Source organism: Halobellus clavatus (genome assembly GCF_900107195.1).
Classification (GTDB): domain Archaea; phylum Halobacteriota; class Halobacteria; order Halobacteriales; family Haloferacaceae; genus Haloquadratum; species Haloquadratum clavatum.
Window position 1 is genome coordinate 665,075 of record NZ_FNPB01000001.1, and the last position, 16,706, is coordinate 681,780.

Below are 16,706 nucleotides of genomic sequence, written 5' to 3' on the forward strand. Positions count from 1 at the left end.
GCGACGGCCGTGGCTGTGAGAACTTTCTTATCGGTCTCGTCCCTCCGGAGCGTATGGCGATGAGGACGTCGCGAACCGCCGTCGTCGGGCTGGTGCTCGTGGTCGCACTCGCCGGCTGTGTCGGGCCCGTGGGGGAACTCCCCGTCGACGGTCCATCGACGACGACCGGCGGCGACGCCACGACGGCCTCGACCGCGCCGACGACTGGCGGTGATGCCACGACGAGATCGACCCCGTCGACAGTCGGATCGAGTCCCGGAACGAGCGAGGGAACCCCGTCGCCGACGCCGACAGCCGCCCCCGACCGGGAGAACCCCTGGGGAAGCGGGCCGATCGTCGTCGCGATCCGCGACACGTCAGGGACAGCGCGGAACTGGACGCCGCTCGTCCGCGAGGCGACCGCGTACTGGGAGGCCGAGGGCGAACGCTTTGCCGGATTCCCCGTCACGTATACCGTCCGACCAGACGCCACCGACCCGGACATCGTCTTGGAGTTCGTCGACACGGTCCCCCGCTGTGAGGGCGCGGACGACGCCGCGGGCTGTGCGCCGTTGATCGAGGATCGCCGACAGATCGACCGCCCCGAGACTGTGTTCGTCCGCACCGGCTTCTCCGACAATTCGACGGCGCGCGTGGTCGAACACGAACTCGGGCACACGCTGGGTCTGACGCACGACGACGCGCCGCAGTTCGTGATGGCCAGTCGGACGGTCCTCTACACCGAGCCCCAGCCCGATGCGACCGAGCGCGCGTTCCCGTGGGACGACCCGAACTTCTCCGTCTACGTCGACGTCGCGAATGCGAGCGATCCCGACGGGGCCCGCCGGCAGGTCGAACACGCGCTTGACTACTACGGGGCGGGCGCGCCGGGGATGGCATCGAACATCACGTTCACCACGGTCGAGAGCGCTGCGGAGGCCGAGATCGTCGTCCAATCGGTCGAAACGTCACCGTGCGGGGAGGACGCGGCTTCCTGCGGCCGCACCGTCGGCCAGGATCCCGACGGCGACGGAGCGGTCGAGACGTACTCGAGGCTCCGGATCTCGCTCGTCGATCTCGATACCGACGCCGTCGCCTGGCACACCGGCTACTGGCTGGCGTACGGACTCGGTGCCGAAGACGACAGCGAGAAGCCGTCGCCGTTCCGCAACGCCTCCTACGAGGAGCGTCGCAGCGAGTGGTGGACCTGAGACGGGGCGGTGTCGGAGGGATCGTCCGGAACGGGTCCGAGATGACCCAGCACGGTCCGCCACCGGACTGCGCGGCGAGCGGACGACGGCGGCGGATTCTTTTCTCCGGGGGTTATAGACAGACGTATGACCAACAACGGCGACCGCAGGGGACCGTCCGGACTGGAGATGGCCCGTTTCGAGGCCGACGACCTGGTCGCGGCGCTGGCGGACGCGTTCGATGGGAGCGAGTCCGAGCACCGCGTCGTCGCCAGACAGGCCCGGGACCTCGCGGACGCAGGGATCGTCGAGGACGACAGGGGAGAGCCGCTCACGATCGAGGAGATCGTGCGGAACCTCGCGGACGCGCCGGAGGACTCGAGCGTCGCCGGCCGCTGGAACTGGTGGCTCGGTGCGCTCGACGCCGCCTACGGCGGATACCGGGAGTTCGAAGTCCGGGCAGTGCCGGACGAAGAGTGACCCGGAGCGGCGTCGAAGCGACGGAGCCAAACCCGCCGGTCGGATACTGACCCGCAGATGGACGTTCGCTTTCTCGGTGGGGCGCGCGAGGTGGGTCGGAGCGCGCTCCTCATCAACGACTCGCTGCTCCTCGATTTCGGGTTGCTGACCGGCAACCCCCCGCAGTTCCCGGTCGAGACCCCCGACCCCGACGCGGTCGTCGTCTCCCACGGCCATCTCGACCACGTCGGTACGGTCCCCTCGCTGCTCTCGGGAGACCGGCGGCCACCGATCCACTGGACGCCACCCACGTACGAACTCGCGCTCACGCTCGCCCGCGACACGCTGAAACTCCACGGCGGTTCGTACAACTGTCCGTTCACCGAGAACGACGTCAAGCGCGTCACCGAGGTCTCGGAGACGCACGGGTATCAGGAGCCGTTCGAGGCGGCGGGCCACGAGGTGACGTTCTCCAACGCCGGTCACATTCCCGGGAGCGCACACGTCCTCGTCGACGACGGCGATACTCGGCTGCTCTACACGGGCGATTTCCACACTGACGACCAGCGGCTCGTCTCGGGCACGACGGCCCGACCCGACGCGGACGTCGTGGTCTGTGAGAGCACGTACAGCGACGTCGAACACGAGGACCGGGACAGCGTCGAAGAGCGGTTCGTCGAGAGCGTCGAGTCGACGCTGTGGGAGGGGGGCACGGTCGTCGTGCCGGCGTTCGCGATCGGCCGCACGCAGGAGATGCTGCTCATCTGTGAAGCGTACGACATCCCCTGTTACGTCGACGGGATGGGGAAGCGGGTCACCGAGATGCTGCAGCAGTACCCCGAGTTCGTCCGGGACGCGGACGCGCTCGGCCGGGCGAAGTCTCACGCCCGGTTCGTCACCGGTCGGGACGGACAGCGCGGGCGCATCACCGACCAGACGGCCGCGATCGTCACCACCAGCGGGATGCTCTCGGGTGGCCCCGCGATGAGTTATATTCCCAAGATCCGGTCGAATCCAACGAACAAGATCACGATGACCGGCTATCAGGTGGCGGGAACGCCCGGGAGGGAACTCATCGAGTCGGGACGCGCCGAGATCGACGGGCGCGTGATGCCGGTCAGCGCGCAGGTCGAACAGTACGACTTCTCCGCCCACGCCGATCGCGAGGGGCTCTTGACGTTCCTCGACGCGTACCGGGACGTTCCGGTGCTCGTGAACCACGGCGACCGGTGTGCGGCGTTCGCGGCCGAACTCGACGCGGACGGCCGGCGCGCGTCGGCACCGGCAGTCGGCGAGACGGTTTCGCTGTGAGCGGTCGGAAAACGAGGGGTGGCCTGGCGTCCGGTTCGGACCTGGAGGTTTAGGTTAGTCGTCGTCTGCGGGCGTCGCGGTGCTCTCGCTCGGACCGAGCGGCTCCTTCGGCTTGATCGGCGATCCCTCCTCGAGACCCTGTTCGGCCAGCGCCATACTCCCCATCACCTCGATGATGAGGCGGTTCGCGAAGCCGCTGGTGATGCCGCCGTTGTAGGAGTTGGTGTCGCTGGCGTCGTAGGCGGGCGACACCTCGACGACGTCGAACCCGAAGTCGTCGGGATCGAGCGCTTTGACGACCTCGCGGACCATGTAGATCGCCTCGCGCGGCACGAGCCCGCCCGGTTCGGGTTCGCCGGTGCCCGGGGCGTACGCTGGCTCCATCACGTCGACGTCGAAGGAGACCCAGACGGCGTCGGTGCCGTCGGTCGCGCGCTCGACGGCGTCGGCGACGATGTCGTCGAGCGCCATTCCGGCGACCTCCATCGCCGTGTACCACTTCATCCCCGCCTCGCGCATCTCCTCGTAGGTATCGGGACCGGGCCAGAAGCCGCGCGGCCCGATCAGCGTGTAGTTCTCGCCGGCCATCAGGTCGTCGTCGTAGACCCGCTTGACCCACGCGCCGTGATCGTACTCGAAGCCGGTCAGGCCCTCGTCGCCCGTGTCGGCGTGGCAGTCGAAGTGGATCAGCCCGATGTCCTCGTAGCCGTTGGCCTCCGCCCAGCCCTTGATGTCGGGGTAGGAGATGGAGTGGTCGCCGCCGATGACGATGGGCGTCGCCTGTTCGGAGACCTCGTAAACGGCGTCCTCGATGTTGAGCTGACTCTGACGGGTGTCACCGGGTGAGACGGCGGCGTCGCCCGTGTCGGCGACGCTGTAGGTGTCGAAGGGATCGACGCCGGTCTCGATGTTGAAGTGCTGGTACGGCGGCGAGGGCACCGTCGAGGCCGCGCGGACCGCACGCGGGCCGTAGCGAGTGCCCGGCCGGATCGTCGTGGCCGTGTCGAGCGGCGCGCCCAGGATGCCGATGTCGACGTCCTCGTCGGCCAGCTGGTCGCGGTCGACCTGCGGGAGCTTCAGGAACGTCGGGATCCCGCTGAAGATAGGTTCGTTTGCTTCCTCGTACGCCTCGCCGTAGATGTCGCGTCCGGAGCGTTCGTCTGTCATTGTGGTGTTTCGGTCGTCGTCGGTAGATAGCCGAACGTACGTCGGCTATAATGCGGCAATTGAGTGTGTTCCGTTCACTTAGAAAAGCGTTTCTTGGAATATGTCCAAGTACCTCACACAGGCTTGTGCAGGCATATACCCTCGATGTGTCCTTTAAGACCTTATATCGAGAGTGGGCGCGGGATCTGGAGCATCGCGGCCGCGTTCGACGTGCAGAGAATGCGGCGCGAGAGCCCGCAGCACGCGGTCCGTCGGCGTCGAGGGGCGGCAGAACCCGCTGGTCGCGACGGCGACAGACGTCAGAAGTCCTTGGTCTCGACGGCGTGAGCCGACCTGAACGCGAAGTGCGTGGCGACGTCGAGGCTGTCCTCGGCGTGGCCGGCGCTGCGGCGAAGAGTCAACAGCACCCGCTGCAGCGCCAGAATCGGTTCGGGGCGGGCCGTTTCGAGGTGCTCTTGCGCCCGGTCCGCGCACGCCTCGAGTGTCGCGAGCGCCTCGCGCCCCGCTGTCGTCGCCGTTGCGGTCGGTGTCGTGACTGCGTTCCGGGTCGCAGTCGCGACGTCGTCGAGCGCGGTAGCGGCTGCAGTCAGGTGCTCCCGTGTCTCCTCGTCGAGCGCGAAGTCGTCGGTGTCGATGACGACTTCAGCCAGTTCCCGGGCGGCACCGGCCATCAGCACGACGTCCTGGGCGACCGAGCGATAGCCGATCAGCGGGAAGCCCGTCTCCAGCCCGACCGACTCGTTGAGCCGGGGGTTGCGATACGTCGTGAACACCAACCGGAGAAAGAGGTAAAACAGCTTCTCGACCTGTCGCTGTCGGTCGATCGCGCGCTCTGCGAGGTCGTCGTCCGCTTCGAGCAGACTCTCGACGGCTTCCGAGCGCATCGTCGCCTCCGTGCGCCACAGCCGGTCCATCAGCGTCGGGAGCTCGAAGTCGCCCGGATCGACCGAACAGCGGATGGCGACGGTATCGATGCCCTCCTCGACGACGCCCAGGCCCATCAGCTGTCGCTCGATCTCGGTGATCGCGTCGAACACCGCCGGTTGGATCGGACCATCGCTCTCGACTTCGATCAACTGCCGGCCGAGGACGTACTGCGCGAGGATGGCTCGCTGGACGGATTCGGAATCGAGCGAGGCGGCGTCGATCGTCGCCGTCGCCTCCGTCTCCGCCGGCGTGTCCGGAACCACGAGGAGCGAACCGCTGCTCTCGTCGCGCTGGACGACCAGTTCGTCGCCCTTCTGGAGATCCTGTTCGCGAGCCCACTCCGCCGGGAGCGTCACTGCCAGCGTCGAGGACCCCAGTTTCTGGATCTTCCGCTTCATTCGGAGATCGTCCGAACTCACGGCGACCCCCCCATCTTAGAGCCACGACGACGCCAAAACCGAGGCCGATATACACGCATTTATTTCGGATTATACTGTACGTAGTAGCGATAAATGTTCTTTGATACGTTCGAATATTTTCTGAACACCCGAAAAGAAATACGATTGTGAATATATGTTTACGGTCCTGAGCGGTCAGTCATCGGCCGACTGCGCCTGCTCTTCGATCGAGAGCGAGCGGGCGTCGTGCGTGTTCCGCGTCGCGTAGGCGACGCCGACGAAGACGACGAGGCTCACGCCCGCGGCGATGAACGTCGGGAGGCCGTCGAAGGCGGAGGTGAAGATGTCGTTGGGAATGTACAGCAGCGTGTTCTCGTACGCGTACGTCGTCGGGACGAGGACGAACAGCAGCAGACGAGTGCCCGACCCGGCGAGCATCGAGGCGAGCGCTGCGGGCGTGTTCGCCATCTCGGACCAGTAGAGCCCGAACAGCAGCGGGACGAACGCGCCGGCGAGCATAATGTCGAAGGCGAGCACTAACAGCATCCCGGTCGCCGAGACCCGAATGGCGAAGAAGATCCCCAGGAGCGTGATCGGGATGGACATCAGGCGGGTGACGGTGAGCAGTTTGTCGCTCTCCGTGCCGAAGAAGCCCTCTTCGGTCCCGCCGTCGGCCGCGACGGCCTTGTTCTGGCTCGACTTCTCGTTGACGCGGATGTCGCCGATGTTCCGGGCGATGACCGCAGAGGTGCCGAGGATGGCCCCGTCGCTCGTCGAGAACGACGCGGCGACGATCCCGGCGAGTACGAGGGCTGCCAGCCATGGCGGGACCGCGCTCTGTAGCAGCGTGTACAGCACCGCCTGGCCGCCAGAGGCGACCCCAAGCGACGTGAGGATGGGACCCGCCGACAGCGCCACCACCGAGAACGGAATGCCGATGATCAGCGTCCCGGCGGCTCCGACGAAGCACGCTTTCTGTGCGGTTTCGGGGCTATCAGCCGCGAATACCCGCTCCATAAAGTCGATGGCGACGATGTCACCCAAGCCGAGGGCGACGATCGTCGCGAGGTTGATGAACGCGCCCTGACTCGGGTCGGTCAGTTGCCCGAGGTTCGTGGGCCCCATCCCGCTGGGAATGGTGAGCCCGTACTGAGTCGTGACGAAGAGGATGAGTGCGACGGAGCCGACGAAGGCCACGAGCGCCTGCAGGACGTCGGTGTAGGCGACGGCGAACAGGCCCCCGGCGACGGTGTACGCGAGCACAAGGCCGGCGATGATGAACACGCCGAGTTGGAAGCTCGTGCCGACGAAGATCTGGAAGAGGTACCCGCCGGCGACGAGGTTCCCCGCCAGGAGGAACGCGTACGCGACCGACATAATCAGGCTGGCGACGATCTCGGCCACCCGGCCGTACTTCCGGCGGAAGAAGTCCGGCAGCGTCGTGAGGTTCATCCGGTTCATCGGTTTGGCGAAGAACAGCCCCGTGAGCGTCAGACACAGCGCCAGCCCGACCGGCAGCGCCGCCCCGGCCCAGAAGCCGGCGGCGGCGACGAGGTCGGTGTTCCCGAGTGTCGCGTTCGAGTCGAGCGACTGTGCCATCAACGTCGCGGCGGCTAACGGGAGGATGAGCCCTCGGCCGGCGACGATGTAGTTGATGCTGTCGCCTTTGACTTTCCGGGAGACGTAGAGGCCGATGGCCATCATCAGGGCGATGATCGCCGCCAGTCCGTAGACGATGACGCTCATTGCCACGCACCCCGAACGGCCCGGCTAGATTGTTTGCTTTTGTTCACCAGTTCGACCGAATTGCAATCGTATGGGCTCATACTTGCCACGACAGTTGAGGATCGTAGATAACTGAAAAGATCTTTCCTGTATTTGTATAGTTAGTGGGAGGGGGGAATTGCAGGTACGAACTATATTAATGCCATATTATGTGGTAATATATTTATTCGATATCTGCACCGTCCGTTCGGAGAATCACGTTCCCACCGCTGGCGGCGGTGAGGAGATCGAGCGGGAGACGGACGGCAATCGACGTGAGTGAGCCGTCGACCGGACGGGCACTGGGGGGAGAACGTCCCGCGAGGACCGGCTCGTCGGCCGATACCAGGGTTATGCGGAATCGTCGTCCGCGTCTTCGGTCAGTTCCTCAGTCCGCAGATCAGCGCTCGCCTCCCTGACTTCCCGCATCACACTGGAGATCCGTTCTTCGGCTTCCATCTCCTCTTCGACCGAGAGATCGACGCCCTCGACCTCTAGGAGAAACTTCGCGATCTCGGTAACCTCGTACATCATTTCGTCGAGTTCCTCGGCGGTGAAGAAGCCCGACATCGCGCCGTAGAGGAACGTCGCCCCCGACTTCCGGATCTTGTCCTCGAAGGAGGATCGGGCCTGGTTGACCGCCTGTGGCGTGTAGGTGTCGGTCATAAACGGCACCAGTTCGGGGAGGTTCTCGCCGATCTTCGTCATCTCGACGCCGGTCTCGGTCCGAAAGTCCGCACACAGACGGGCGATCGCCCACTCGCGCGCCGTGATGTACGTTCGATCGCGGAGGAAGTCGTTGACGCGGTCGTACTGCGCGCCGTCGACCTTCTTGAACCGGGCGTACTTCTGTACGTCTTCGGGCGGTGCGTCGTCGTCCGACGGGTCGGACTCGTCCGCGCGTTCCTCGACGCCGGGCGCTGTCTGGTCGTCGATGTCCGATTGGGGGTCGGTGTCCGACGGCGCAGCCGACGTGGAAGCGGCGTCGTCGGACGGTCCCCGATCGGCGGTCGGCGTCTCGGCGTCGTCGTCCATACTGCCGCGTGTCGGGCCGACCGCAAAAAGCGTTCCGTCGGCCACTGCAAGCGTCGAGCCGGAGGGCGATCCGCGTCGTGTCGGCAGTGGCTGTGAAATAATTTTCACCGTGTTCTTTTCACCGGCGAGACAGTGCATCCGGGTGCCGGGAATAGACTCGGCCAGACGTCGTCCGGCGGTTGTGCCTCTGCGCCGGACGACGGTTGCGCACTTCGACCACTCGATGTCGGGACCGGAAGACTGCCGCAGAGCGGCACCGCCGACTGACGAAACCGCTATTTTGTTTCGGAGATGAGACAGGAGCGTGAGATCACAGCCGCCCGAGCACGTCGAATTCGACGACGAGGCGTTGAAGGCTGTCGCCAACGAGACGCGGCTCAGGATCATCGCCAGCCTGGGGGAGATCGTCCAGGACGGACAGTACGGCACGCGACGGTTCTCGGATCTGATGGACGACGTCGGACTGAGCGACAGCGGACAGACGACCTACCACCTCGACAGACTCCGCGAGCAGGGGTACGTGGAGCGGCGGGAGGAGGGGTACAAACTGACGCTCCGCGGTCTGCGAATCTACCAGTTCGTCCGCTCGGGGGTGCTGAGCGAGACGCCGACGCTCGGTCCCTTCGAGATCGATGCCGAGCACGATGGGTGCGGTGAGCCGCTTTCGATCCACTACGAAGGCCAGCGGATGTACGGGCGCTGTGAGGCCTGCGATGAGATCGTCGGGGTAAACCCGATCCGACCGAGCGGCGTGGATCCGGATCGACCGGAGTCGCTCGCGGACGCGTTCCGACAGCGATTCTGGATGGACAACTTCGCGATGACGCAGGGCTTCTGTCCGTACTGCGGCGGCGGCGTGGAGTCGACGATCGACTACCGGCACGCGGAGGCGATCCCCGACGACGCCAAGGGGACGGACCCGGCGATTACGTTCACCTGCACGGTCTGTCATTGGTTCATCAACACGACGATCGATTTCCCGGGCTACTTCCACCCCGCCGTGGTGTCGTTCTGCTACGAGCGAGGCATCGACATTCGCGAGCACAGTCCGCTGGAACTCCCGCTCAGGGTGGACACGCACGAGGTCCGCTCGGAGGACCCCTGGCGCGTCGCCAACACGTACACCCACGAGGGCGATTCGATCACGCTCGTCTTCGATGAGGACCTGACTGTCCACGACGTCGAAACGCACACAGGTAGGCACGACTGATCGGCTGCGGGACCGTAGGTCCACACCCGACGATTTTTCTACTCCGCCGCCGACAACCGGCGTATGAGAATCCTCCTGGGCATCGGTAGCGCCGATGACTCCCTCCAGGCACTCGAACGGACTGCAGAGCGGGCAGCCGAGGCCGACGACGAGGTGACTGTCGCCATCATCGACGACGACGGGCCGCGGGGCGTCGGCGAGATCGAAGCCGCGGTCGACGGGACGCTCGACGGCTGGGGGATCACGGCGGAGATTCGCCACGTCGAGTCCGAGACCGATCCCGGAAGCGAACTCGTCGAGATCGCCGAGTCCGAGGGGTTCGACCGGATCGTGATCGGCGGGGGAACGACCAGTCCGATGGGGAAGATCCAACTCGGGAGCACGGCCGAGTTCGTCCTGCTGAACTCCCACGTCAGCGTAACGCTCGTCCGATGACCCGAGATCGTGGGTATCCCGAGGCGATCGCCGGACCCTTCGAGGGACCGCCGCGGACGTTCGAGGATCGAGCGGGGCGAACGATCGAAATCCGCGCACACGACGGGAGCAACGAGGAGTACGAGGCCCTGGCGTCGATGTACATCGAGTTCGACCCCGCCGACCGGGCGCAGGGGATCCCACCGAGCCAGGAGCAGCGGGTTCGCGAGTGGCTCGAAGCGATCCTCGGCGAGGACTGCCTGAACGTCATCGCGTGGGACGACGGGACGGCCGCCGGGCACGCGACCCTCGTCCCCGACGGTGACGCCTACGAACTCGCGATCTTCGTCCTGCAGGCGTACCAGGAGGCTGGGATCGGCACCAGGCTGTTGAAGACGCTGCTCGGCTACGGTGCCGAAGAGGGCGTCGAGAAGGTGTGGCTCACTGTCGAACGCTGGAACAAACCCGCGGTCGGGCTCTACAAGAAGATCGGGTTCGAGACCAGCGACGCCGAGAGTTTCGAGTTGGAGATGGGAATCCGGCTGGCCGACGCCCACGACGACGACTGACCAGGGTCGATCGCGACCGACTCAGACCGACAGGACGGGCTGGCTCGCGTACAGGAGGACGTACTCGGCGGCTTTCTCCAGCACCTCGCCGGGGTCGCCCGAGAGCGGCTCACGCGGGACGACGAGGAAGTCGGCAGACAGTTCCTCGGCGGTGTCGAGGACGACGCTCCCCGGATGTCGCAGTTTCATCTTCGTCGAGAAGCCGTAGGCGACCGACGTCGAGAGTCCGACGTCGTGGTCGGCCGCGATCGCCTCCGCGGTCTCCATAATCGCCTCGCCGTCCGCAGCGACCTCGTCGTCGTCGACGTCGCCCGCTTCGATGGCTCTGACGACGTCCTCGCCGAGGACGTGGACGACGTGGACCGTCGCATCGTACTCGGCGGCGATCGCGGCGGCGTGCGCTACCGCATCTGTCGACTCGTCGCTCGCATCCACCGGAACGAGCACGAGGTCGGCAGACAGCGGTCGGCGTTCGGTCATACACGCGTCTGCAACGCCCGGCGGCAAAAATCCTCACACTATGACCGCGGTCAGTCGAGCGGCGACGCCGATCGCCGGGGGCGCGTTCCCAGCGTCAGCTCGACCGTCTGCCGGGTCCCATCGCGGAGTACAGTCACGCTGATCGTGTCACCCGGACGAGTCCGGAGCGCCAGGTGGCTGGCCAGATCCTCGAACGACTGCAGCGGCGTCTCGTCGATCGCGGTGATGACGTCGCCGCCGACGGGGGTCTGGACCCCGTCGACGACCTCGATTGTACTCGGGGTGAGGACCCCCTGAGCCGGGCCGTCGTCGACGACCCGGACCACCAGCAGCCCGCTGGGGCGGGCCAGGTCGTTCGCCTGAGCGACACGCGGCGTCACGGTCTCCAGCGAGACGCCCATATACGCGTGCTCGTACTCGCCGTTCCGGATGAGTTCGGGGGCGACGCGACGAGTGAGCGCGGCCGAGATCCCGAAGGCGATGTCGTCGCCGCGTTTCGAGTTGACGACGCCGACGACGGAGCCGTCCAGCGCCATCAGCGGCCCGCCGCTGTTTCCGGGGTTCACCGCGGCGTCGGTCTGAATCGCGTCCGGGATCCGGTATCCGGCGGGCGAGGGAATCAGGCGATCGGTCCCGCTGACGATCCCCGAGGTGACCGTCCCGCTGAGGCCGTACGGATTGCCGATGGCGGCGACGCGCTGTCCGATCACGGGGGAGTCCGCCACGAACGAGAGCGGTCGGGCGTCGTCGGGGACCGCGTCGGATTCGACGACTGCGAGGTCGCTGTGCACGTCGGTGCCCTGGACAGTTCCGGTGCTCCACGTGCCGTCGTGGTACCTGAGTCGGACGGTCTGTGCGTCCCCGACGACGTGGGCGTTCGTGATCACGTGCGTCCGGTCGTACTGAAAGCCCGTCCCTTGGCCGCGCTCGGTCCGGACGAGGACGACCGACGGAATCGTCTCCCGGTACACGCGGGTGTACGGGCTCTGGCTCGCCGTGGCCGTCGACACGGCGTCCGAGGTCGACGTCGGTGACGACTCGGTCGACTGCGCGGCGGCGTCCGCCGACGGAGCCGAGCAACCGGCGAGCGCGGCGACGAGACCGAGGCCACCGACCCCGAGGACGTCCCTGCGGGAGAACTCCTGTCCAGACACGTCGGTCCAGTCGGCCCTGACGGATGTGTACCTTGTGGATCGGCGGGGCGAGGACCCGCTCCCGGAGGCAGACCGAAATCGGGGACCGTAGCGTGCCGATGGGGAGAGCGACGCGACAGGTCGTGCCGCCGACCGATGCCCTCTGCTTGGGATTTATCCCGACCGGCGGCGAAGCCGTGGATATGTTCGAGACCATCGTCATCGCCACCGACGGTTCCGAGAGCGTCAGGCGGGCCGTCGACGTGGCGCTGGATCTCGCCGAGCGCTTCGACGCCGAGGTACACTGCCTCTACGTCGTCGACGAGGGCGACGTCGCCTCCTCACCCGAGCGACTCCGCGGCGAGATGGCCGAGGCGCTCGCGGACCGCGGTCAGGAGGCGATCGGCGAGGTCCGTGAGTCGACCGACCGCGAGGTGATTGCGTCGGTACAGGAGGGCCACCCGCCGTCGGTGATCGACGAGTACGCCCGCGAGATCGACGCGGATATGGTCGCGATGGGGACTCGCGGCCGTCACGGCGAGAACCGCTTTCTCATCGGGTCGGTGGCCGAGCGCGTCGTCCGGACGTGTCCGGTTCCCGTCCTCACCGTCCGCCAATTGGCTGCTGGAGAGGGCGACGACGCGCTGACGGGGACGCCCGAACGCGCCGACTGAGGCCCCGCAGACAGACGGGAACGCGGCTGCCTGAGCCTCGACGGAGTCACGGTCGGCGGAACCGCGCCGGTTTTCACGCGGGCGGCCGTCGTGTCGGGTATGGAAGACGAACTCATCGACAGCGCGAGCCTTTCGCTCTCCCGGAAATCGCAGCTTCCGGGAACGGGCTTCTTCTACCCGGATTCCCTCGACGAGGACCGGGCCGAAGAGCGCGTCGCCGAGGCGGTCGACGGGGCGGAAGCCGTCGTCGTCGCCGACACCGACGCCGACGGACTGGGCTGTGTCGCGCTGCTCCGTGAGATGTACGACGCGACGATCAAGTGGGCGACCTTCGCGGAGGACGTCCAGGCACGCGTCGATCGCTGGGAGCGGGACAGTCCCGCGGACGACGAGGATCGCGACGTCGACGAAGACGAGGCGGACGCCCCGCGCTCGACGGTCGCGCTCGTCGGGGCCGGACCGTACTCCCTCGACGAGGCGCTGGAGAACGTCGCCGCGCACGCACCGGCCGGAATCGATCTCTACGTCTGCGATCTCTGCCCCGACGAATACGCCTGGATCGAGGAGGAACTCGCGGCCGTCAGCGAGGTTGCGGACTCGATCGCGTGGTACGACCACCACCAGTGGAGCGAAGCGACCGCAGCGCGAGTGCGCGAGGCGGGCGTCGACCTCGTGGTCGGCGAATCCGACGAGGAGTGCTCGACGGACGTGACGCTGCGCTCGCTCGATTACGACTTCGACGAGCGGTGGACGGAACTCGCGGCGGTCACCCGCGATCACGACCTCTGGCAGAAAGAGGACCCCCGTAGCGACGACCTCGCGGACTACGCCTACTGGACGGATCCAGAGGAGTACGTGGCCGTCGTCGGGGCCTTCGGCGTGGACCTTCCCCCGGTCGTCGAGCAGTACATCGAACTCCGGCGGGTCGAGAAATCGGAGTTGATCGAGGCCGCCGTCTCCCGAGCCGAACTGAAGCAGATCGGCCCCTGGACGGTCGGCGTGACCTACGGTCGGTGTTCACAGAACGAGGTCGCCGAGGCGCTGCGCGAGAAGGGGGCCGACGGTGCAGTCGTGGTCAAGCCGGCCGGCAGCGCCAGCATCCGCGGCTCAGAAGGGTTCGAGCGCGCCCACGAAGTCGCCGGTCGGGTCAACGGTGGCGGGCATCCGCGCGCCGCGGGATGTAAACCCGACATCTACGACGATATGCTGGATTACGCCCACCACTGGACCACCCAGGGGGCGACGGCGAAGCGCGTCATTCTTCGGGCGTTCGAGGACGTCGCGAGCGAGGTCGCAGCAGACGACGAGGCGAGCGAGACCGAAGCCGACGACGACGCGGCTGGAGACGAGTAGCGCCAGCGACGGAGGGATTGCCGGTGCGGACGGCGGCCGGACGAACCCTTATGTCGGAAGCCGGGAGCAGTCCCGCCGTGACGTGAGGAATGCCCCGCGCCGGGGCGCGGTTGTCCGGCACGCCGGCGCGGGCGCGATCGTGCCGGCTGTCAGCCCTCGCTACTCGGTCGATTCGACCGGCTCCGAGCCGCCGGGCTGGACGCCCGTGGCGGCCTCCTCGCCGACGACCCACTTGTCGGAGTAACTCACACCACAGGCGCAGTGTGCGTACGCGTGGACGACGTCGCCGCGCTCGTAGAGGCCCCCGACCTCCTCGTTCTGCGCCTCCGAGAACGCGAAGATGAACTCGACCTCGTGAGCGGCTGCGTCGTCGCCGTCGGCAGCAGGACACTCACCGCCGTCGAGGCTGCGGGAGATGTGGCCCGTCTCCTCCATCGCCCCGCGGGCGAACTCCATCGCGTCCATTCCGGTCCCCGCGGCGAAGGCCTGCCGTCCGTCGTCTCCCGGGACGACGAGCACGTAGCCGCCCTCGACGGCTTCGCCCAGTTTCGGGAGTTTCCCCTGGCTGTCGAGGTACTGGTCGGTGAGATACAGCGCAACGTCCTCGTGTCTCTCGCCCGCGAGAAACGCGTCGAGTTGGCTCATAGCGTCGCGACGGCGCGCAGCGATAAAAGCCGCGTGAAATCGTGAGCCCCATCGTGGCTCAGACCGGCGACGGCGAGCGTGAGTCAGTGTCCGGTGTCGCAGTCGGCGTTAGTGTCGCGTCGCGCGCGCTTCCCGAACGTCGGCACCGTCGCGGACCTTGTCCTCGCAGTTCGGGCAGACGCGTGGGTGTTCCATCCCGTTCGGGGCGAACACCCGGACGTACTCCGCGGTGACGAACGATCCGCAGTTCTCGCATGTCGGCATCGACGCCGAATTTGTGGTGAATCAAAATAATATTTAGGGGCGGACATATCCGCGTTACGCATCCGGAACGCGCGTTTCGCCCGCGCCGTCGGGAGCTGCGCTACTCGTCGGGGTACTTCGGCTCGCGGCGCTCGGCGCGTTCGAGCGCCCGTTCGATCACGTCGCGGACGGAGTCGTCGTCGCCGTCCGGGTCGGCGCGGTACACGTCGCCGTGACCGGCGTACAGTTCCGCGACGGTGTCGGGGAGGCGATCCAGGATCGTCTCGAGGCTCTCGATGAGTCGCTCGCGGGACTGGCCGGAGAGATCCGTCCGGCCGAAACTGCCGTCGTCGAAGGCGCCGTCGTTGTAGACGACCACGTCGCCGCTGAAGACGCGCGTCTCGCCGACGAGCGAGACGTGGTCGTCGGCGTGGCCGGGCGTGAAGACGACTTCGTAGGACTCCCCCGCGAGCGAGAGCTCTTGCCCGTCCGACAGCGCCGCGGTCCGTCGCGGGTGCTCGCCGTACGCGTAGAGGTCGGCGTCGAACCGATCGAGGACGGCGTCGAGTTCACCCACGTGATCGCGGTGCTGGTGTGTCAGATATACCGCATCGAGGTCGTCGACGTGGTCCGCGATGACGTCCTCAACGCCCGGCATCGACCCCGCATCGACCAGTGCCGGCGAGTCGCCCGCCAGCAGATACGCGTTACACGTGAACTCCGTCGCACCGTCGGTGACCGTGTGGATGTCCATACGCGTCGATTCCGCAGCGGCGACGAAAAAGCCTCGGCCGGGGGAGTCGGGCGGCGCCACGGCACCGTATGGTAATTTGTCACACGGACTGCGTGTGTTTTATACCAGTTGGGCCGTTATCATTATGTGTATGGGATTTGGGAGCTACGACGAGTCCGAGCAAGAGAATCAGGACTTTGATACCGATCTCGAGGACGACGACGGCGTCGCAACTTCCGAGGCCGACCACGGGGGAGACGTGGAATTCGAGATCGGCGCGTCGAACGACGAACTTCTGGATCGACTCAAGGACATCAAAGAGGAGTAACCACGAGCGGGCCGGCAGCGACGCACGGCCAGGGGATCTCGCGCATCGGATGCGGAGCGACTGGGAGGTGAGTTGCGGGTGAAGCCGGGGACGCGAGCACTCGGTATCGCGGAGTCGACAGACGAAGCTAGCGGACGCTGTGTCTTTTGCGGGGCAGTCGTACGAGCGGACCGGGTAGTGGACGGTATCGCTTTTGAGACCGGCACGGTCGGCGCGCTCGACGCCACCGACGCCGTCCGTTCGCTGTTCGAGACGGCACTCCGCGAGGACGTTCGGTACGTGGTACTCTCGGGTGTCGCCCCCGCCTGGTTCAACCTCCTCGACCTCGACGCGCTCGCGGCGGCGGCCGGGCGGCCGGTCATCGCGGTCTCGTATGAGTCGAGCCCCGGACTCGAGTTGGCGCTCCGCGAGCACTTCGAGGGGGACGCGCTGGCGGAGCGACTCGAGATCTACGACCGACTGCCGTCCCGGCAGCGGATCGACGTGAACGGTGAGTCGCTGTTCGTCCGCGTCGTGGACGAGGGTGAGACACCGAGCGAGGTCGAGGCGGCGCGGGTCGTTCGGGCGTACACGCCGACGGGTGGTCGTCCGGAACCGCTTCGAGTGGCTCGGCTCGCGGCCCGCGGGGCGCGGACGTGGCGGGCACGGCGTGAGGGGTGAAGACCGAATCGGACCGTCACGGGTAAGTCGCGGC

19 protein-coding genes are annotated in these 16,706 nt (G+C 66.7%); 10 read left to right on the forward strand and 9 right to left on the reverse strand.

The annotated features are described in order from the left end of the window. Window positions 1-53: 53 nt before the first annotated feature. The 3 genes from BLU74_RS03220 (at window position 54) to BLU74_RS03230 (ending at window position 2,939) form a co-directional block, all read left to right on the forward strand. Complete coding sequence (locus BLU74_RS03220; RefSeq protein ID WP_342702051.1) at window positions 54-1,190, forward strand: zinc metalloprotease; 1,137 nt, start codon at window positions 54-56, stop codon at window positions 1,188-1,190. 126 nt (window positions 1,191-1,316) lie between these two features. Further along, window positions 1,317-1,649 (forward strand): WNWW family protein, encoded by a 333-nt coding sequence (locus tag BLU74_RS03225; RefSeq protein ID WP_394327857.1) that lies wholly within the window; start codon window positions 1,317-1,319, stop codon window positions 1,647-1,649. A gap of 57 nt (window positions 1,650-1,706) precedes the next feature. Then, entirely contained in the window at window positions 1,707-2,939 is a 1,233-nt protein-coding gene (locus tag BLU74_RS03230; RefSeq protein ID WP_089765079.1) for an MBL fold metallo-hydrolase, read from the forward strand. A 54-nt stretch (window positions 2,940-2,993) separates the two neighbouring features. Here the strand turns inward: BLU74_RS03230 and BLU74_RS03235 are convergent, their stop codons facing one another. The 4 genes from BLU74_RS03235 to BLU74_RS03250 all read right to left on the reverse strand — a co-directional run bounded on the left by BLU74_RS03235 (window position 2,994) and on the right by BLU74_RS03250 (window position 8,230). After that, the gene (locus tag BLU74_RS03235) at window positions 2,994-4,106 is read right to left on the reverse strand and encodes an agmatinase family protein (RefSeq protein WP_089765081.1); all 1,113 of its coding nucleotides are present in this window, start codon (window positions 4,104-4,106) and stop codon (window positions 2,994-2,996) included. Window positions 4,107-4,405: 299 nt separating this feature from the next. Continuing rightward, a complete protein-coding gene (locus BLU74_RS03240; protein ID WP_089765083.1) occupies window positions 4,406-5,431 on the reverse strand; it encodes an AbrB/MazE/SpoVT family DNA-binding domain-containing protein in 1,026 nt (341 codons plus the stop codon). A gap of 195 nt (window positions 5,432-5,626) precedes the next feature. Continuing rightward, window positions 5,627-7,177, reverse strand: coding sequence for a high affinity choline transporter 1 (locus BLU74_RS03245; RefSeq protein WP_089765085.1), 1,551 nt, complete (start codon window positions 7,175-7,177; stop codon window positions 5,627-5,629). Window positions 7,178-7,546: 369 nt separating this feature from the next. Then, entirely contained in the window at window positions 7,547-8,230 is a 684-nt protein-coding gene (locus tag BLU74_RS03250) for a DUF5806 family protein (protein WP_089765087.1), read from the reverse strand. Window positions 8,231-8,534: 304 nt separating this feature from the next. On the opposite strand from BLU74_RS03250, the gene BLU74_RS03255 reads away from it, so the two are divergent. The 3 genes from BLU74_RS03255 (at window position 8,535) to BLU74_RS03265 (ending at window position 10,423) form a co-directional block, all read left to right on the forward strand. After that, window positions 8,535-9,440 (forward strand): winged helix-turn-helix domain-containing protein, encoded by a 906-nt coding sequence (locus tag BLU74_RS03255; RefSeq protein ID WP_089765089.1) that lies wholly within the window; start codon window positions 8,535-8,537, stop codon window positions 9,438-9,440. A gap of 63 nt (window positions 9,441-9,503) precedes the next feature. After that, window positions 9,504-9,875, forward strand: coding sequence for a universal stress protein (locus tag BLU74_RS03260; RefSeq protein WP_089765091.1), 372 nt, complete (start codon window positions 9,504-9,506; stop codon window positions 9,873-9,875). Further along, complete coding sequence (locus tag BLU74_RS03265) at window positions 9,872-10,423, forward strand: GNAT family N-acetyltransferase (protein WP_089765093.1); 552 nt, start codon at window positions 9,872-9,874, stop codon at window positions 10,421-10,423. Before BLU74_RS03260 ends, BLU74_RS03265 begins: the two co-directional genes overlap by 4 nt. Window positions 10,424-10,444: 21 nt before the next feature. Here the strand turns inward: BLU74_RS03265 and BLU74_RS03270 are convergent, their stop codons facing one another. Together BLU74_RS03270 and BLU74_RS03275 are read right to left on the reverse strand one after the other, a co-directional pair. Next, window positions 10,445-10,903, reverse strand: a complete 459-nt coding sequence (locus BLU74_RS03270; protein WP_089765095.1) for a universal stress protein — start codon at window positions 10,901-10,903, stop codon at window positions 10,445-10,447. A 50-nt stretch (window positions 10,904-10,953) separates the two neighbouring features. Next, window positions 10,954-12,057 (reverse strand): S1C family serine protease, encoded by a 1,104-nt coding sequence (locus tag BLU74_RS03275; RefSeq protein WP_089765098.1) that lies wholly within the window; start codon window positions 12,055-12,057, stop codon window positions 10,954-10,956. A gap of 182 nt (window positions 12,058-12,239) precedes the next feature. Here BLU74_RS03275 and BLU74_RS03280 point away from each other — a divergent pair, with 182 nt between their 5' ends. After that, window positions 12,240-12,710, forward strand: a complete 471-nt coding sequence (locus BLU74_RS03280) for a universal stress protein (protein WP_089765286.1) — start codon at window positions 12,240-12,242, stop codon at window positions 12,708-12,710. A 99-nt stretch (window positions 12,711-12,809) separates the two neighbouring features. Beyond that, a complete protein-coding gene (locus tag BLU74_RS03285) occupies window positions 12,810-14,063 on the forward strand; it encodes a DHH family phosphoesterase (protein ID WP_089765101.1) in 1,254 nt (417 codons plus the stop codon). 159 nt (window positions 14,064-14,222) lie between these two features. Here the strand turns inward: BLU74_RS03285 and BLU74_RS03290 are convergent, their stop codons facing one another. The 3 genes from BLU74_RS03290 to BLU74_RS03295 form a co-directional block, all read right to left on the reverse strand. After that, window positions 14,223-14,708 carry a DUF5807 family protein gene (locus tag BLU74_RS03290; RefSeq protein WP_089765104.1) on the reverse strand — a complete coding sequence of 162 codons (486 nt, stop codon included), beginning with the start codon at window positions 14,706-14,708 and terminating at the stop codon, window positions 14,223-14,225. Window positions 14,709-14,816: 108 nt separating this feature from the next. Beyond that, window positions 14,817-14,972, reverse strand: a complete 156-nt coding sequence (locus BLU74_RS18790) for a DUF7563 family protein (protein WP_175454551.1) — start codon at window positions 14,970-14,972, stop codon at window positions 14,817-14,819. A gap of 100 nt (window positions 14,973-15,072) precedes the next feature. Continuing rightward, the gene (locus tag BLU74_RS03295; RefSeq protein ID WP_089765106.1) at window positions 15,073-15,705 is read right to left on the reverse strand and encodes an MBL fold metallo-hydrolase; all 633 of its coding nucleotides are present in this window, start codon (window positions 15,703-15,705) and stop codon (window positions 15,073-15,075) included. A 130-nt stretch (window positions 15,706-15,835) separates the two neighbouring features. Here BLU74_RS03295 and BLU74_RS03300 point away from each other — a divergent pair, with 130 nt between their 5' ends. Both BLU74_RS03300 and BLU74_RS03305 read left to right on the forward strand, forming a co-directional pair. Further along, window positions 15,836-16,012: a DUF5786 family protein gene (locus BLU74_RS03300; protein WP_089765108.1), complete on the forward strand. Its 177-nt coding sequence runs from the start codon at window positions 15,836-15,838 to the stop codon at window positions 16,010-16,012. A gap of 78 nt (window positions 16,013-16,090) precedes the next feature. Then, entirely contained in the window at window positions 16,091-16,672 is a 582-nt protein-coding gene (locus BLU74_RS03305) for an endonuclease dU (RefSeq protein WP_089765110.1), read from the forward strand. The last annotated feature ends 34 nt before the right edge of the window (window positions 16,673-16,706 follow it).

What these genes read in the sequence shown, in the direction of transcription:
- BLU74_RS03285 (WP_089765101.1), top strand. Translation starts at nt 12,810, where the DNA reads ATGGAAGACGAACTCATCGACAGCGCGAGCCTTTCGCTCTCCCGGAAA.
- BLU74_RS03225 (WP_394327857.1), top strand. Translation starts at nt 1,317, where the DNA reads ATGACCAACAACGGCGACCGCAGGGGACCGTCCGGACTGGAGATGGCC.
- BLU74_RS03265 (WP_089765093.1), top strand. Translation starts at nt 9,872, where the DNA reads ATGACCCGAGATCGTGGGTATCCCGAGGCGATCGCCGGACCCTTCGAG.
- BLU74_RS03260 (WP_089765091.1), top strand. Translation starts at nt 9,504, where the DNA reads ATGAGAATCCTCCTGGGCATCGGTAGCGCCGATGACTCCCTCCAGGCA.
- BLU74_RS03290 (WP_089765104.1), bottom strand. Translation starts at nt 14,708, where the DNA reads ATGAGCCAACTCGACGCGTTTCTCGCGGGCGAGAGACACGAGGACGTT.
- BLU74_RS03300 (WP_089765108.1), top strand. Translation starts at nt 15,836, where the DNA reads ATGGGATTTGGGAGCTACGACGAGTCCGAGCAAGAGAATCAGGACTTT.
- BLU74_RS18790 (WP_175454551.1), bottom strand. Translation starts at nt 14,972, where the DNA reads ATGCCGACATGCGAGAACTGCGGATCGTTCGTCACCGCGGAGTACGTC.
- BLU74_RS03230 (WP_089765079.1), top strand. Translation starts at nt 1,707, where the DNA reads ATGGACGTTCGCTTTCTCGGTGGGGCGCGCGAGGTGGGTCGGAGCGCG.
- BLU74_RS03220 (WP_342702051.1), top strand. Translation starts at nt 54, where the DNA reads ATGGCGATGAGGACGTCGCGAACCGCCGTCGTCGGGCTGGTGCTCGTG.
- BLU74_RS03295 (WP_089765106.1), bottom strand. Translation starts at nt 15,705, where the DNA reads ATGGACATCCACACGGTCACCGACGGTGCGACGGAGTTCACGTGTAAC.
- BLU74_RS03280 (WP_089765286.1), top strand. Translation starts at nt 12,240, where the DNA reads ATGTTCGAGACCATCGTCATCGCCACCGACGGTTCCGAGAGCGTCAGG.
- BLU74_RS03245 (WP_089765085.1), bottom strand. Translation starts at nt 7,177, where the DNA reads ATGAGCGTCATCGTCTACGGACTGGCGGCGATCATCGCCCTGATGATG.
- BLU74_RS03270 (WP_089765095.1), bottom strand. Translation starts at nt 10,903, where the DNA reads ATGACCGAACGCCGACCGCTGTCTGCCGACCTCGTGCTCGTTCCGGTG.
- BLU74_RS03240 (WP_089765083.1), bottom strand. Translation starts at nt 5,431, where the DNA reads ATGAAGCGGAAGATCCAGAAACTGGGGTCCTCGACGCTGGCAGTGACG.
- BLU74_RS03235 (WP_089765081.1), bottom strand. Translation starts at nt 4,106, where the DNA reads ATGACAGACGAACGCTCCGGACGCGACATCTACGGCGAGGCGTACGAG.
- BLU74_RS03250 (WP_089765087.1), bottom strand. Translation starts at nt 8,230, where the DNA reads ATGGACGACGACGCCGAGACGCCGACCGCCGATCGGGGACCGTCCGAC.